Consider the following 14,971-nt stretch of genomic DNA (forward strand, 5'->3'; position numbering starts at 1 on the left):
CAAGACCTGCTGCGCTCCAGCTGAAAGCGCGCCGCCTGATCCCGTACATACAAAATAAAATGCGCCGCTATCATGCGCCCCTCCCCTTTTTCCCTGTTTGCGCAACTGCCGAATACATAATCCGCAGAAAAACACAGCCAAGCACGCAAAATAGAAAGAATCTTCAGCGCTTTGCCGATTCGCCAAGTATTCCGCGCAAATTTCATGATGTGGAAAACAGAATGTGACGGCAAATTGCTTATCTTGCAGTTTTAACCGGATAAAATTCAATCCATGCTGCTTGCCATGAAATTTTATCCCGTTTACCGCGCGCGGCCTGCGAAGTGAATTCGGGGCCGGATGTGCTCTTGAAAAGTGACAGAGTGATCAATACAGAGCAGATTGCCAATACAGCAGGCAATCGCAATTCTGTGATTTTTTTGACAATTCGATATTTCGCGCAAAATTATCGCGCCGAATCTTGCTGCGGATCAAAAAAGCAAATGCTTGATCCTTGCAATATGCAGCATTTCGCATCAAAAATGCGGCAATTGACAGCTATATAGCCCTGATTTACGCTGAATCCCGATTGCGCAAGAGTCACTCCGCCCCACCCGGCGCGGCTTGAACCGCTCGCCTTACCCGGCTCCGCATGGCTTTTCCGCCTGCGCAATCACCCTTTGCAAATGTGCGAACTTCGCGCCCATTTCGCGCCAATAAAAATCAATGGAGACAACAGAGATGAACCGCAATTATCTGCTTGTGGCAGCCTTGCTCGCGCTGCCCGCTTTTGCACAACAACACGAATTGGCCACGGAAGCCGTTGGGATTGAACTGGGCAGCGTGCAGCAAGTGGTGGAGGCTTACAGCAAGCAACACCGCGATATCCGCAGCACGTTTCAGGCCAATCTGGGCGGGCACAGCCTTGCCGCTGACATCCGCGATTTTTTTCAGCGCGATGGCAAGTTTTCCATCAGCGGTCAGGCGCTGGGTACGCCAAATTCGGTCTTTATGCTCAAAGGCGATCAGAAAAAAGCCTATGGCTATCTGGTGCTGCACGACAGCAAAAAAGCGTTTGAATACACCACCGACAAGCATGGCCGGGTGTGGGCGCATGCGGTGCCATTGAAAAAAATCTATCCGGATCTGGATGAAAAATTCATTGCTGAAAATGTGCCGGAACAAGGTTTGCTGGCGGTTTCACATCCGGTCTATAGCAGTATGGCCCTGCGTCAGGCGCCGCATATCGGCCCTTACAATAATCAAGACGTGACCAAACTCGAAAGCCGGCCCGGCAGCCCGTATGTGTTTTATCTGAACACCCGGGCGGTGATGAATGGCAGCACGCCTTTGAATGGCGTCAGCAAAGAAAATATGTATCGCGCCTGGCAATCGGTGGCGGATCAGTATTCGATGCTGAATATGAATGTGACCACCAACCGTGCGGTATATGACGCGGCGAAAGCGGCGAATGTGCTGCGCACCGGCATCTTGAATTTTGTGAATCAGGATGGGCGCTCTTTTGCGCCGGTGCATTCATTCGGCACCACCTCCGCCGGCACGCTGTATCGCAATCCTTCTTCCGGTTTTGATTATGGCTATGGGATAGGGATGACCGCCGCGCACGAGGTCGGGCATCAGATGGGTATGCTGCATGACGGCGGCGGCGGCGATGGCGAATATTTCGGCGGCATCGCTGCTTTCCAGTGGGGGCCTATCATGGGCAATTACTGGCGCGGCGGTTCCTGGGCCAATCAACTCTTCACCTGGAGCCGGGGGGAATATACCGGCGCCAGCAATAAAGAAGATGATTTCAACATCATGACTGTGGGCGAAGGCGTGCCCTACCGGGCGGATGACAATGTGAGCGGCAAGGCGATGGTGTTTGGCGCGAGTGGCGTGATTGATCCGCGCAGCAACTGGGGCCAGATCGAGCGCAATACGGACAGCGACGCTTTTACCTTCAAACTCAACAGCAATGGCGTGTTGAATTTGCGCATTGACCCGATTGAATATCTGCGCATGCTGGATGTCGAAGCCACGCTGTACAACGCGGCCGGCAGCGTGGTGGCGCGCAGCAATCTGGCGGTGCACCGTTCGGCGGAATTCGTCAATCTGCAATTGCCGGCGGGCGCTTACAAGCTGGTGATTCAGGGCGGCGCAGAGGGTACGCCCGCTAATGGCTTCTCGAAATATGGCTCGGTGGGGTATTACGCCATGAAGGGCAGCTTGAGCGGGACGATCGGGCTGGCGCGCTAAGCAGGTCAAATGCCGGCGCTTGTTTGATGAAACAAGCGCCGGCGTCTGCCTGATTTTCGTATGGCGCCTGAGAGGCCCCGCCATCCCTCAACATCATTCATCAATCTAAGCCCGATACGTGTACAACGAATAAAACATTTGACACTTCATGGTTTCCTACAGGAAAATATTCCCCGCATACTTGCAGACCGGCAATGCATAATGCAAAGCCCATAGCTTTCATGCAATGGGTTCCACAATAAAAACGCCTATACCACCCTGTTAACAAGGAATCTCATGAAACTGCTCTCCACTCTGTTGGCGGCGGCTGCGCTCGCCATGTCCGCACAAGCCAGCGCTGAAGTCAATCTGCTGCGCAATGGCTCGTTTGAAGAAGTACAAATTCCCAGCAATTCGACCTGGCGTATCTATAACAGCGGCTCGACCGGGATCCCCGGTTGGACTGTGCTGGGCGCTGACACCCAACTGACCCGCACCGAATTCGTCCCTGCTGCGCATGGCAATCAATGGATTGATCTGACCGGCATCTATGGCTACAACAAGGGTTTGCTGTCGGATGGCTTCGCCACTGAAGCCGGCAAGCGCTACACCGTCTCGTTTGATCTGGGCGACTTCCACGCTCAAGGTTTTCGCACCGCGACCCTGGCCCTGACCGTGAATAATCAGCCGCGTCAATTGTTCACCAATATCTATGAAGGCGGCATCATGGATTGGGAACGCAAGAGCTACACCTTCACCGCTGACAGCAACATTACCCGTTTGAGCTTTTTGGGCGTGGAAAACGGCTCCCTCAGCAATAACGCTGTGATCGGTCTGGACAATGTGGTGGTGAACGCCGCACCGGTGCCGGAAGCGGAAACCTACGCGATGATGCTGGCCGGTCTGGCCGGCCTGGGTCTGCTGACCCGCCGCAAGCAAAACCAGTCCATCTGATTTTGCCCATACAGCAGCACACGCCGGCGTCGGCGTGTGCTGCCGAGCAGCTTGTCTGACGCTTATCATGTCTCATCCAAATTACGGCGTGTAGTGCGTCCGCCGGAATAACGCAGCAAACTCCCGCACCATGGTCTGGCTGGAAATCGGCTTGATCAACTCCCCACCGGGCTTGAGACAAGCCCGCACATCCCCAAACCCTTCTGGAGAACTCTATGTTGAATAAAGCATTGCTGGCTGGCGTATTCGGCCTTGTCATGCACAGCGCCGCACTCGCCGCGCCTGTCACTTATTACTTTGCCGGCGCCTTGAATGATAACTTTGGCAGCTTATCGCTTGGCGCCACTTTCACCGGCTCCTTCACCTATGAAAGCGGGCAGGCGCTCAATCCCAATCCCTGGTTGCCGTATCGCGGCGATTATCGTTACAGCAATCTGAGCGTCACCTTTGGCCCGGCCACGGTGACAGACCACGGCACTGGCGTGGTGAATGTGTATGATCGCGGCGCGCCAGGCACATATCCCGGCTCTGGCCCCTGGGACGATGGGCGCGGCTATCCCACCGACATGTTTCACCTCTACACCTTCAATCTGAATGGCAGCCTGGGTGGCCTGCAATTAGTCGGCCCTGAACAATTCAAATTAAGGTCAACAAATGCAATCTGCGGTCAGACAAGGTTTTCCCTCAGGAAATCTGAAGCTGCAAAGAAACGCAAGGAAGGCCAAAAAAAGCCGGAGCTTTCGGAGGATCATGCGCAGATTGTGGCCGCAGCCGCATAACAAAGCATGAAAGGCATCACCATCAGCGCCTTTCAACCAATTTCTGCTCAATCTTCCGTCATTTTTCATATGTCCAATCACCGGTTCAATTGCGCTTCGCCGTCGGATATCCCGCCGAAGTCGCGCTGTGATGTTGCGCTTTAAACGTCGATGGAAGACTTTAACGCCGCTTGGCGCTGTGCCGCCGCGATAGCCCAAATCTGTAAATGCCTCTTTTGGAAGGGTATCTGTCAGGATGGCCGCTTGTTCCAATGCTTCGTATAAAGTATGGCCATCGTATGGGTTGCCGGGCATACTGCGCATCCCCACCACCAAGCCTTCTTTGTGTGTCACCGTAATCGAAACCTTCACACCGAATTCATATGGCTGCCGGGCCTTTCCTTTGGAGATGCATTCAACTTCCGGCGCATGCAGGCTATAAAGTTTATTCTTGTCATTTTTTTGTTGCGTCAGCAGGCGCTTCGCTTTGGCCAGCAAGTCGCTGGCTTTCTGCTTCACGCTCTCAGACTTGTTGGCGAGCTTGCGCTCCACATCCCGATAAACGCGCCCCACCAGCGTCTTGAGCTTCTTTAAACTGCCGCGCATGCGTTTGAACTGCTTGGCGTGAGCATAACGCGCTACTTGCCCGGCTAATTTTGGCGCCTCACGGTTATAGTTTTGCCGCAAATCCAACTTTTCCTCAATGGCAAATTTGACCAGATGCTGCCTGGCGCGCTCCAGCAATTTTGCGTCGGTTGGCCACGTAATCGCTTTTTCTTGCACTGTGCTATCAACGATCACCTTCTCAAAGCTTTTTTGTTCCACCACCTTGGCTTTTTCTGCTGCTTTGATTGTCTGCGTCAGCATCCATTCCAGACCTTTTTCTCCAATCCGTTTGCGCCAACGCGTCAGCGAACTGGGGTCAATTGGCGGGTGATGTTGAAACCAAATTTCCCCGCAAAACAATTGCCAATATGGATTCTCAACCCATCCCCACACAACATCTTCGTCAGATAACGCAAATGTGTGTTGCAGATACAAAAGGCCTGCGATCAGGCGCGTAGAAGTTGCTGGTCTGCCTCGCGATGACGGGAAATGCGTCGTCCATTCCCTCTCGAACACGCTCCAATCCATCAAATCGGCCAACTTCACCAATGGATGTTTGGGGTTGACCAACTCATCAAGCCTTTGTCGGAACATATCCGCGCTTACTGTCCCCGTCGGTTTCGGCCCCATTTGCCCCTCCGCTTTTTGCCGGAAATGAATTCTATTTTAATCATTTCTTGCAATTCTGCGGTCTCCATTCCTCAATTTTTTTCAATAAAATCAGGAGGTTGGGAATTGTTCAGGGGAGACCAATTAGCGCCGGGCGCGGGTCTGCAATTTGTTTTGCAAGACCTCAGTGGCGCGGTCTTCAGCGGCCCGCAGATGTTGCAAGACAATTTAACCTTAGCCAATTTCACGCCTGGCAACGGGACCTTTTTGCAATTGCAAGAAGCATATTCGCCGGATAAGTGGAATACCGCCTATGCCCGTGGCGAGTTGACTTATCTGGGCAGAACGCCGATGGTGCCGGAAGCGGAAACTTACGCCATGATGTTGGCCGGTCTGGCCGGCCTGGGCTTGCTGGCGCGCCGTAAGCGCAAGCAGGCGGCATAAGTCACCCTGCACTGCCCGGCCCCTGCCGCATCAGCGCGCCGGGGCCGAAGTCCTCGACAAAAGGCAAGTCGCGCCGCTGCGCATAGCCGATATAGCAATCGCAGCGGCGGCGGGTGCAGGGACTTTCCTGCAGCAGTGCTTGCAAATCATCCTGATATAAATTTCCCAGTCCGGTTTCAATAAAGTGGCAGCGCTGCAGATTGCCGGCGCCATCCAACATCAGGCTTTCACTGCCGGCGCGGCACGCGGCGCCCAGCGCGGGGCGCGGTTTGTGGCTGTAGTCAAACCAGGGATCGATTGCTTGCAAGCGCGCCAGCATGGCGGCGCTGTAATAAGCGGGGCCGCGTCTGTCATAGGCATTCAGCCACAAATAAATATGTTGCGGCAGTGCGGCGCGCATGGCTTCGATCTGCTCGATGTTTTCACGCAAGGCGACCATGCCGACCGCGTGCGCCACGCCCAAGTCTTGCAAACGTGCGCTGCGCGCCAAAAAGCGTTCCGCGCTGACTTGCTCAGGGTGAAAGGTGCACCACAAGGCCAGGCGCGCGCGTTGCGCCGGCGGCATGCGTTCCAGCCAGGCCAGCGGGGCCGCCAGATTGCTTTGCGCCCCGGCTTGCAGCACATGCGGCATGGCGCACAGATTCTGCAATGCCTGACGGTAATGCCGCCGCACCAGGGCCTCGCCCCAGGGGGTGAAAAAAATCCGCAAGCGCCGTTGCTGTGCGCCGCACCAGGCGACAAAGCGCGCCACTTCCGACGCATCGCGCGCCAGTACGGCGCGGCTATCGCGTTTTTTGGCGAAGGGGCAATAGCTGCATGCGTAATTGCAGCTGGCCAGCGTACCGCGATACAGCAGGCTCAGGGCGGACGCCTCAGTCATCATCCACCTGCGTCTGCGCCAGATTCAGCGCATAAAACTCATGCAATTTGGCCTGCAATAATTTTTTGTCCGGCAATTGGGTCTGGTATTGCGCCACCAGGGCGGGGGAAAGCGAACGCGAGAGCGCATACTCCACCACTTCATCATCTTTGCTGGCGCACAATAACAGGCCGATGCTGGGATTTTCATGCGGCTTTTTATGATCCCGGTCGAGCGCTTCCAGATAAAACGCCAGCTTGCCGACATGCTCGGGTTCAAAGCGTTCGACTTTGAGTTCGACCGCGACCAGGGCATTCAATCCCCGATGGAAAAACAGCAGATCCAGGGAAAAATCGCGCTTGCCGACTTGCAACGGAAATTCGCTGCCGATGAAACAAAAGTCACGTCCCAGTTCGAGTAAGAAATTTTTCAGCTTTTCCAACAAACCCTGATGCAAATCACTTTCACTATGCGCTTGTTGCAAGCCAAGGAATTCAAGCACATAGCTGTCTTTAAACACATGTTTTGCATCAGGATGCATCTGCACTAATGCGTCTGAATGCTTTGCCGGCGCCAACACAACGCGCTCAAACAACGCCGTATTAAACTGCCGCTCCAACTCGCGCTTGCTCCAGCGCTCTTGCGTCGCCATGCGCAGGTAAAATTCGCGCTCTTCTTTGCTCTTACTCTGGCCGAGAATGATCAGGTTGTGGGTCCATGGCAATTGTCGCACCAGTGGCGCGACTTTTCCGTCGTGCTGATAGGTCTCATAAAACTGACGCATGCGAAATAAATTACTGCGGGTAAAGCCTTGCAAACCAGGCTGTGTTTGCGCCAAATGACGCGCCAGCTGATCGATCACCCCCTCGCCCCATTCGGCAGCCGCCAATTTGGCGCTGAGATATGCGCCGACTTGCCAATACAGCTCTATAAGGGTGGTATTCACCGCACGGTAGGCCTGTTGGCGCGCCGCTTCTATCAAGCCGCTTATCTCTGAAAAATCCGGAGCCTGCACAGGCTTAGTCATCTTGGGGCCTCCTGCAAATTGAAAATCAAACCCAATCACGCCCTGGAAATTATATCGGCTTTGCCCCTCATGAAAGCGGCAGGAAAACTGACTTAACAACTGACCTCACGTTCTTGCATCAAGGCGCGCACCGCCGGTGAAGCCAGCCAAGGGCCGATGGTGTCGGCGCGCGCGTAGCCGGCTTCGGTCAAACGCAGCCAGCCTTGGTGCGCCTGCGCCAGGCCCAAGTCGAGCAAGGCTTGCAATTCCGGCCTGTGCGCCAACAGCTCGCCGCCAAAGCGCGCCTGCCACGCCGCCAGCTCCAGGCCCGGTTCGGTCAGCAGCGATTGCATGGCGAAGCGGCGTTGCTGTTCGTCTTCATTTAACACAAAACCATAGCGCGCCTGGGACAGCGCAACGGCGTCTTGATTCAGCCAATCCGCGATGATGTCGCGCGTCGCGCTGCGCTGCACCGCGTAGGCGCTGGAGTAATGCAAGCGCCGCGTATAGGAGCGGGCGCCGGCGCCAAAGCCCAGCATGCCATCGTTTTGGCAGGAATAGGCCGGGCCGCTGTCAGCCGGCGCATGCGGGGCGCGGAACATGCGCATCGAGACCTGGCGATAGCCGGCTTGGCGCAAATGGTCACGCGCGGCATGGTAAAGGGCCAGCCGGCTGTCGCCATCCGCATGCAAAATCAGCGGGGCGAAATTGCTTTGTCCCTGCCGGCTGAGTTGCATTCCGAGGCCGGTTTGCGGCCGCAGATACAGCGGATATAAATACAATTCTTCGGGCGCAAAGGCGAGCGCGCTGTCAATCGAAGCCAGCAGGCTGGCCACGGTCTGGCCGGCAATGCCGTAGATCAAATCCAGATTCAAGAGCGGGAAAGCGGCGTGTCGCACTTCTTCTATCGCGGCCTGCACCTGCGCGTTTTGCTGTGCGCGCGCCAGGCTGCGCACTTCGCTGGCGGCAAAACTTTGCACCCCCAGGCTGATGCGTTGCACACCGGCGCGGCGCAATAGCGCCAGCTTGGCCGCATCCACTGTTTCCGGCGAAGCTTCCACGCCAGCCGGGACATGATGCAAATCAAGATGCAGATATTCGCCCAGGCCATCCAGCAAGCGCCGCCATTGCGCCAGATTCAGATACGTGGGCGTGCCGCCGCCGACATAAAAACGGGCGAAGTTGAATTCGCCCAGCAGCGGCGCGACGGTTTGCATTTGCCGCACCAGCTGCGCAACATACGCATCCACCATCTCAGGCGCCGGGGTGGCCATCGCAAACAAATTACAAAAGCCGCAACGCATGCTGCAGAAGGGAATATGCACATAGCCGGACAAGGCGCGCTTATCTTCCGCCGCCCACACTTGCGCCAAGTCTTGCGCGGTATCCAACAAACGATACGCCGCCTTGTGCGGATAGGAATAGGAATAAGCTTGATATGGGGTGTGGCGCAGGCGCGCCTGCAAATCCTGCAGGGGGCTGTTCATGCCGCCTCCGGGACTAATGCAAATTCCGCATACGGCACATCCCAGACGCTGGCATGTCCCAGGCGGTGGCCATGCCAGCCGTCTTCGCCGAAAGCATGGCCATGATCCGAACACAAAATGCAATATGCGCCGCCGCGTGCGCGCAGCGCCGGCCACAACGGCGCCAGGGCGGCGTCGGTGTATTGCAGGGCGGCGGCCTGGCTTTGTATGCTGTCGCGCGTACAACCGGGTAAATAAAAATGGTGGGGCGGGTGCATGGCGCTTAAGTTGATGAATAAAAACATAGGTTGGCGCACTTCCTGCAAGCGGCGCAGGGCCAGGCTGACTTGCCGTTGCGGCGCCCGTTTTTGCGTCACGCCCAGCGCCGGACTCCAATGGCTTTCCATGAACATGCCGGGCAAAACCTGTCCCATGGCTGTGGCGCTGTTAAAAAACCCGGTGCCGCCTATGCAGAGGGTGTGATAACCGCGCGCCTGCAGCGCTTGCGGCAAGGTGGCTTCGTCAAACACAAAAGTATGCGCATCGCAAGTGCGGCTGCCGCCGAAACGGCTGGCGAACAGGCGGTTTTGGCTAACGTGCGGGTCAGCCGGGGTAGGCAGAAATCCGCTGAAAAAAGCATGGTGCGCGGCATAGGTGAAGCTGGCCGGCGTATGGCGTTTTTGCCAACCCTGCGCGCCCAGCATGGGGCTTAAATGCGGCAGCAAGCCGGCTTGCCAGCATTGCTGCGCGACATCGTAGCGCAAGGTGTCAAAGGTCAGCAGCACAATATCGCTGCCCCCCAGCATCGCTTTGAATGCGCCCGGCGCACTCATGCCGCCGCCTCCCAATGCAAGGCTTGATCCTGATAGGGATCATGTCCCGCATGCAGCAAACCCGGCAATAAATCGCCGAATGCATTCGCCTCCAGCAAGCAGCTGCGCACGCCGCGCTGAATGATGTCGAAGCCGATCACGCGGCTGTGCGGAAAAGCTTGCGCGGCGCGCCCGGCAAAGCAGCGCAAGGCTTGCTCATGCGGCGCGGCCAGCACCTCGGCGGCGCTGCGGCGCTGGCTGTCAAGGTGCAAATTGGTCATCGCCTGGCGCGACAGGCGCGCCACCACATGGCGCGCCTGTCCCTGCAAGCAAAGTACGCGCAAGTCAAAATGACCGCCCGGCGCGCTTGGCTTGGGCAGCCAGACTTCGGCATACGCTTGCTGTGCGCACAGCCAATCCACGATTTGCATGATCTGGCGCGCATCGCGGTAATGGCGGATGCGTTTGCTGTTGAACAGCATGGGGCCGGCGCCGCTGTGCTGCCAATCGGCGGAGCTGCTGGCCGCAAGTTTGCCGCCGGCGCTGCGCAAAGCCAGTACGCCGCAAGCCGAAGAACCGTAGCGGATTTTAACAAAGACCTGGGAGCAGGACTGCGCGCGCATCTGCGCCAGCAGCGCATCGCCGCTTTCAATCTGTCCCAATAAAGGCGGCACAGGCAAGCCTTGCGCTTGCAAATGCTGTTGGCAAGCCAGTTTGTCGGTCATGAGCAAGATGTCAGGCACGGCATTGCACAGCGCAACCGGGTGCGCCGCCGTCTGCGCCTGCACTTGCTTTAGGCATTCGGCAAATCCGGCAAACCAGCAATCATGCGCCATCAATTGCCCGTGCGCCACCGGGGCGGGGACTGGCTTATGCAGCAATTGCGCTCCCAGGCTGAGCAAGTGCTGTTGCACTGCGCTGTCCTCGCCGGGGGAGTCGATTTTCAGCAGCGCCGGGCTGGCTTGTTGCAATAAGTCCGGCAAGCGCTGCGGCTGCGCCAGCCAATCGCCCCAATCCAAGACCTGCGCGGCAGGCAAACCCAGACTGGCGCGCGCCGCCTGTTGCAAGCGCACGCGCTTGCCTTTGGCCACGCCCAATAACAGCAACGCTCCCACCTGCTCAAGCGGCTTTATTCAGACACCGCCACATAGCGGTATTCTTCATCATCGTCCCCGTCCGCTTCCTGTGCATCATCCAACTTCACATCGGGATATTTGGCCAGCAAACTGTCTTGCATGCTTTCGCTCAGATAATGGTGTTCCAGGTTTAAATCTTCCAAGCCGCTTAGATACGGGCTGTCGAGCAAAGCCTGGCCGCCAGCGTCGCCCAACGTGCCAAGTGACAGGTCCAGGGTCGCCAATTGCGTCACCCAGGCTTCGCCGGCGATCCAGGTGGCGATTTGATCGCTGATTTCGCTGTCGCGCAAACCCAGATAGCGCAATTGCGGGCCGCGCAATGCATGCACCACTTGCTGACAATCTTCCAATTTGCCGTCAAAACCGTAATCTTCCGCGCCCAGCCAGAGTTCCAGGTGTTCCAATTGCGGCAGCTTAGATTGCGCCAGGGCTTGCAAGACGCTGGCCGGCAAGCCGCCGGACTGAATCACCAGTTTTTTCAAATTCGCGTGCTGGAACGGGGCCAGGCTTAAACCATTGCCGCCACGGATCTGCAGCGTCTGCAGTTGCGGGAAGGCTTGCAGCAGCGCGCTGTAATCGCCTTGCACGATCCAGGAAATTTCACATTCCTCGCTGGTGATATCGCCCACGAACAAAGCCCGCAGCTGGGACAGACGCGGGGCCAGTTCAATCAAGGCCTGCAAGACGGCGTCCACGCTGCTTTCATAAGGCTCACCCCACATGCCGATCACCAGCGCCTGCACTTTGGACACATCCACCTGTGCGGCGAATTGCTGCAGCAGTTCCGGCAGACTGCCTTCATCGTCATATTCCAGTCGCAGGCGGTAGGCTGCCGCGCTGTCAAAGGGTTGCTGCGGATCGTAATCCAGCACGTATTTGCCATCAAACATGCGGAGATTTTCGTAAATCGTCATGCTGCGCTCCTGTGAAGGGTGGGAATGGGGCTGCCGGGCATACTAGCATAGCGCAATCCAACATCCGGCAAGGAAGATCGGCTATTGCATGCAAGCAGGGCGTTTGCAAATGCCTCTGAGCAAATCATGCAAACCCGGGCCATTTTCAAACAGCCGCAAAAGATATGCAAAATGGATGATTTGTGATACCCATCACATTTCACAACAAAATACTATCTTAAAATTACATTTAAAAAACTACCCCTTTTACCCTACATCAAATGGCAACATCCTACTCTTCAAGTCTGGCAAAAAAAATGGACATTGCCAGCCTGGCGCTTTTTGGCCACGCCAATCCGCAAAAGTATCTGTTCACGCAGGGCACGCCCGATGAAATGCGTATCCCCGCTTACTTACAGGAATTTTTCAGCAGCGCTGAATTTTCGCAGCAAAGCGGCAGCGCCGGCATGCCGCAATTGATTGATCAAATGTATGTCAATCTGTTTGGCCGCCACGCTGAAGCGGAAGGTTTGCAATGGTGGCTGAATACAGCTCAGCAAAACCACTTCAGCCAGGTCGATTTGCTGACAGAATTTCTGAAGGGCGCGCAAAACAATGATGCGCGCGTGCAATACGCCAAACAGCAAGTGTCGTACACCCTGGGTCAAACCCTGCACTACGCCAGGAGCACTGATGGCCAATACCGTGCCGAAAGTCCGGCGGTGCGCGATGCGATGCGCGAATTGCTGCAAAACGTGCAAAACGACGCCAGCGCCAGCGCCGCCACCGCCAGCGATGGGGCGATTGCGCAATTGCTGACGCAATTTCACTTTCAAGCCAGCGCTGACGCCCCGATCATCCCATATCATCCCCAGCTGACGCAGCACGGCACGCAGGGACACGCATCCGCAGCACTGGGGCATGCCCTCAGCGCACAGCCAGGCCAAAATTTGACCCCAGCCACCTTCCATGAAGCGCCTGAATTGATCGGCGTGACGCATGCAAACAGCACTCCGGGTCCGTTTTAAGACAGCAGATTTACCCTTCGTTCTGCTTCCCGGCGTCATCCTGCGCCTGCTGGCTGTGCAAAGCCCCGCACAAAGCCAGCAAGGCGGCAGGCCCCGGCTGCTGCAATGCAGCCGGATGGTAACTCAAGCCCACTTCACGCTGGCAATGCAAACCCGCCAGCGGCAGGCATAACACGCCAGATGGCGCCAGACTGGGCGGCAGGCAGGCAATCGCCTGCCCTGCAGCCACCAGCGCCGCCGCCAATTCCAGATTGGCCGCACGCAGCGGATGTGCTGGTTGATAAGGGCCGAGCGCACTGCTCAAGCTGATGTGTGATGGATCATCCAGGCAGACCACCCATTCCTCTTGCGCCAATTGTTGCGGCTGCAAAAGGGTCTGCGCCGCCAGCGCATGCCCGGGCGGCAGCGCAATCATGAAATCTTCCCGCCATAAGGGGAAAAACGATTCATCGCTGCAGCGCTGATGCGCCAGACCGAGCCGGATTTCACCGGCACAACCGGCGTACAAGGTCAGCTGCGGGGCCGGTTGCAACTGTCCCAGGCGGCGACAGAATTCTTGCAAAAAAAACGCGCCGACATCCGCTTCCACGCCGATTTGCAAGGGAATGCAAGCCGCGCCGCTGTCAAACTGGGCGCGCAGCGCCTCCATTTCCGCCACCAGGCGCCGCGCTTGCGGGTACAGGCGCTGCCCGGCTTGCGTTGGCCGCATGCCGCGCGGCATACGTTCAAACAGCGCCACGCCCAAGGTCTCTTCCAATTGCTGCAGGCTGGCGCTGATGCTGGGCTGGGTCAAATGCAGGCGCGTCGCCGCCGCGCTCACGCCGGCATGCTCATAAATCGCAAGGAAAACACGTAATTGTCTGATATCCATTAATTTTTCCGATAGCAGGAATGGAAATTTATGATTTTTCAATGCAAAAAGGCGCTGCTAAAGTGTACTCCCTTGTTCAGGCATTGAACTTATCTATTTCAAGGAAAATCATGAAAAAAGCTCTGGTCATCATCACAGGCGCCAGCTCCGGCATTGGCGAAGCGACTGCGCGTTTGTTTGCGCAACAAGGTCATCCGCTTTTGTTATTGGCGCGCCGGCTGGAGCGGCTGCAGGCCTTGAATTTGCCGGATACGATTTGCGCCCAGGTCGATATCTGCGACCGCGCCGCTGTGCTGGCGGCGGTGCGCCAAGCCGAAGCGGAATACGGCCCCGCCGATTTGCTGGTGAATAACGCCGGCGTGATGCTCTTGGGCCAGGTGGCGCAGCAAGACCCGGCGGAATGGCAGCGTATGTACGACGTGAATGTAATGGGTTTGTTGAATGGCGTTCATGCGGTGCTGCCGGGCATGCGCGCACGGCGCGGCGGCACCATTATTAATATCAGCTCAATCGCGGGCCGCAAAACTTTCCCGAACCATGTGGCGTATTGCGGAACCAAGTTTGCGGTGCACGCGATGTCGGAAAATCTGCGCGAAGAAGTTGCGCTGGAGGATGTGCGGGTGATCACGATTGCGCCGGGTGCGGTCGAAACCGAGTTGTTGGGACATACAACGAATCAGCAGATCAAAGACGGTTACGAATCCTGGAAAGAAGGCATGGGCGGGGTAATCAGCGCGGCGCAGGTTGCGGATGCGGTGCGCTATGCATACCAGCAACCGCAACATCTGTGCATTCGCGAAATTGTGCTGGCCGCCACCCGTCAGCAGCCCTGAGACTACGGCCCGTCGTCCGTCTGCGCTTGCGGCGGCGCCGGCGCGCCTTTTTGCTGGCGTATCCACTCCAGCACAGGGCCGTCTTGCGGCAGTTGGGAAATCTGCTTGCCGACGGCCAGATTCACCGCCAGCAGATCCGGGATGCGCTCCAAGGGCACTTCATTGCAGTATTGGGAAAAGGCCAGCATGAAGCGTTGCGAATTCAGGGTGCGCAAGACTTTGGCCCCGCTCATGAATTGCAAAATACTGGTGATGCTGTGACCTGGCCCCAGCGATTGATAAATAAAACGATTGACGCCGCCGTCGAGCTTTTTAAAGTCCAGCTGTTCGTCGGTCATGATGCCGTCCAGATACACCAGGCCCAGGGCGACGCGGAAAAAATCCAGCGCCTGCTGGCGCGTGCTGCCGCGCCGCGTTACCGCCAGGATTTTGTCGCGCAGGATTTTTTCCATAACACCGTTCTTCAGTTTCAGTCATGC

14 protein-coding genes are annotated in these 14,971 nt (G+C 56.8%); 5 read left to right on the top strand and 9 right to left on the bottom strand.

The window, feature by feature from the left end:
* The first annotated feature begins 720 nt into the window (after positions 1-720).
* Together V8J88_RS18055 and V8J88_RS18060 are read left to right on the top strand one after the other, a co-directional pair.
* Positions 721-2,238, top strand: a complete 1,518-nt coding sequence (locus V8J88_RS18055) for a hypothetical protein (RefSeq protein WP_338845623.1) — start codon at positions 721-723, stop codon at positions 2,236-2,238.
* Between the two features lie 276 nt (positions 2,239-2,514).
* Positions 2,515-3,171 (top strand): DUF642 domain-containing protein, encoded by a 657-nt coding sequence (locus tag V8J88_RS18060; RefSeq protein ID WP_338845624.1) that lies wholly within the window; start codon positions 2,515-2,517, stop codon positions 3,169-3,171.
* A 647-nt stretch (positions 3,172-3,818) separates the two neighbouring features.
* Here V8J88_RS18060 and V8J88_RS18065 read toward each other — a convergent pair.
* Positions 3,819-5,165: an IS5 family transposase gene (locus tag V8J88_RS18065; protein ID WP_338844876.1), complete on the bottom strand. Its 1,347-nt coding sequence runs from the start codon at positions 5,163-5,165 to the stop codon at positions 3,819-3,821.
* Positions 5,166-5,270: 105 nt separating this feature from the next.
* Here V8J88_RS18065 and V8J88_RS18070 point away from each other — a divergent pair, with 105 nt between their 5' ends.
* The gene (locus V8J88_RS18070; RefSeq protein WP_338845625.1) at positions 5,271-5,588 is read left to right on the top strand and encodes a PEP-CTERM sorting domain-containing protein; all 318 of its coding nucleotides are present in this window, start codon (positions 5,271-5,273) and stop codon (positions 5,586-5,588) included.
* A gap of 1 nt (position 5,589) precedes the next feature.
* On the opposite strand, the gene V8J88_RS18075 is transcribed toward V8J88_RS18070, so the two are convergent.
* The 6 genes from V8J88_RS18075 to V8J88_RS18100 form a co-directional block, all read right to left on the bottom strand.
* The gene (locus V8J88_RS18075) at positions 5,590-6,471 is read right to left on the bottom strand and encodes an STM4011 family radical SAM protein (RefSeq protein ID WP_338845626.1); all 882 of its coding nucleotides are present in this window, start codon (positions 6,469-6,471) and stop codon (positions 5,590-5,592) included.
* A complete protein-coding gene (locus V8J88_RS18080) occupies positions 6,461-7,474 on the bottom strand; it encodes a PDDEXK nuclease domain-containing protein (RefSeq protein WP_338845627.1) in 1,014 nt (337 codons plus the stop codon). Before V8J88_RS18080 ends, V8J88_RS18075 begins: the two co-directional genes overlap by 11 nt.
* 92 nt (positions 7,475-7,566) lie before the next feature.
* On the bottom strand, positions 7,567-8,940 hold the full coding sequence (locus V8J88_RS18085; RefSeq protein WP_338845628.1) for an STM4012 family radical SAM protein: 1,374 nt from the start codon (positions 8,938-8,940) through the stop codon (positions 7,567-7,569).
* Positions 8,937-9,752, bottom strand: coding sequence for an STM4013/SEN3800 family hydrolase (locus tag V8J88_RS18090; RefSeq protein WP_338845629.1), 816 nt, complete (start codon positions 9,750-9,752; stop codon positions 8,937-8,939). Before V8J88_RS18090 ends, V8J88_RS18085 begins: the two co-directional genes overlap by 4 nt.
* Positions 9,749-10,846, bottom strand: a complete 1,098-nt coding sequence (locus tag V8J88_RS18095) for an STM4014 family protein (RefSeq protein ID WP_338845630.1) — start codon at positions 10,844-10,846, stop codon at positions 9,749-9,751. The genes V8J88_RS18090 and V8J88_RS18095 overlap by 4 nt, the downstream gene beginning before the upstream one ends.
* A 14-nt stretch (positions 10,847-10,860) precedes the next feature.
* Positions 10,861-11,781 carry an STM4015 family protein gene (locus V8J88_RS18100; protein ID WP_338845631.1) on the bottom strand — a complete coding sequence of 307 codons (921 nt, stop codon included), beginning with the start codon at positions 11,779-11,781 and terminating at the stop codon, positions 10,861-10,863.
* 296 nt (positions 11,782-12,077) lie between these two features.
* On the opposite strand from V8J88_RS18100, the gene V8J88_RS18105 reads away from it, so the two are divergent.
* Positions 12,078-12,788, top strand: a complete 711-nt coding sequence (locus V8J88_RS18105; protein WP_338845632.1) for a DUF4214 domain-containing protein — start codon at positions 12,078-12,080, stop codon at positions 12,786-12,788.
* Between the two features lie 10 nt (positions 12,789-12,798).
* Here V8J88_RS18105 and V8J88_RS18110 read toward each other — a convergent pair whose 3' ends face one another.
* On the bottom strand, positions 12,799-13,659 hold the full coding sequence (locus V8J88_RS18110) for a LysR family transcriptional regulator (protein WP_338845633.1): 861 nt from the start codon (positions 13,657-13,659) through the stop codon (positions 12,799-12,801).
* Positions 13,660-13,769: 110 nt separating this feature from the next.
* On the opposite strand from V8J88_RS18110, the gene V8J88_RS18115 reads away from it, so the two are divergent.
* Positions 13,770-14,492, top strand: a complete 723-nt coding sequence (locus V8J88_RS18115; protein WP_338845634.1) for an SDR family oxidoreductase — start codon at positions 13,770-13,772, stop codon at positions 14,490-14,492.
* Between the two features lie 2 nt (positions 14,493-14,494).
* Here V8J88_RS18115 and V8J88_RS18120 read toward each other — a convergent pair whose 3' ends face one another.
* Entirely contained in the window at positions 14,495-14,944 is a 450-nt protein-coding gene (locus V8J88_RS18120; RefSeq protein ID WP_338845635.1) for a hypothetical protein, read from the bottom strand.
* Between the last annotated feature and the right edge of the window lie 27 nt (positions 14,945-14,971).

The sequence above is a fragment of the Massilia sp. W12 genome (assembly GCF_037300705.1).
Taxonomy (GTDB): domain Bacteria; phylum Pseudomonadota; class Gammaproteobacteria; order Burkholderiales; family Burkholderiaceae_D; genus JACPVY01.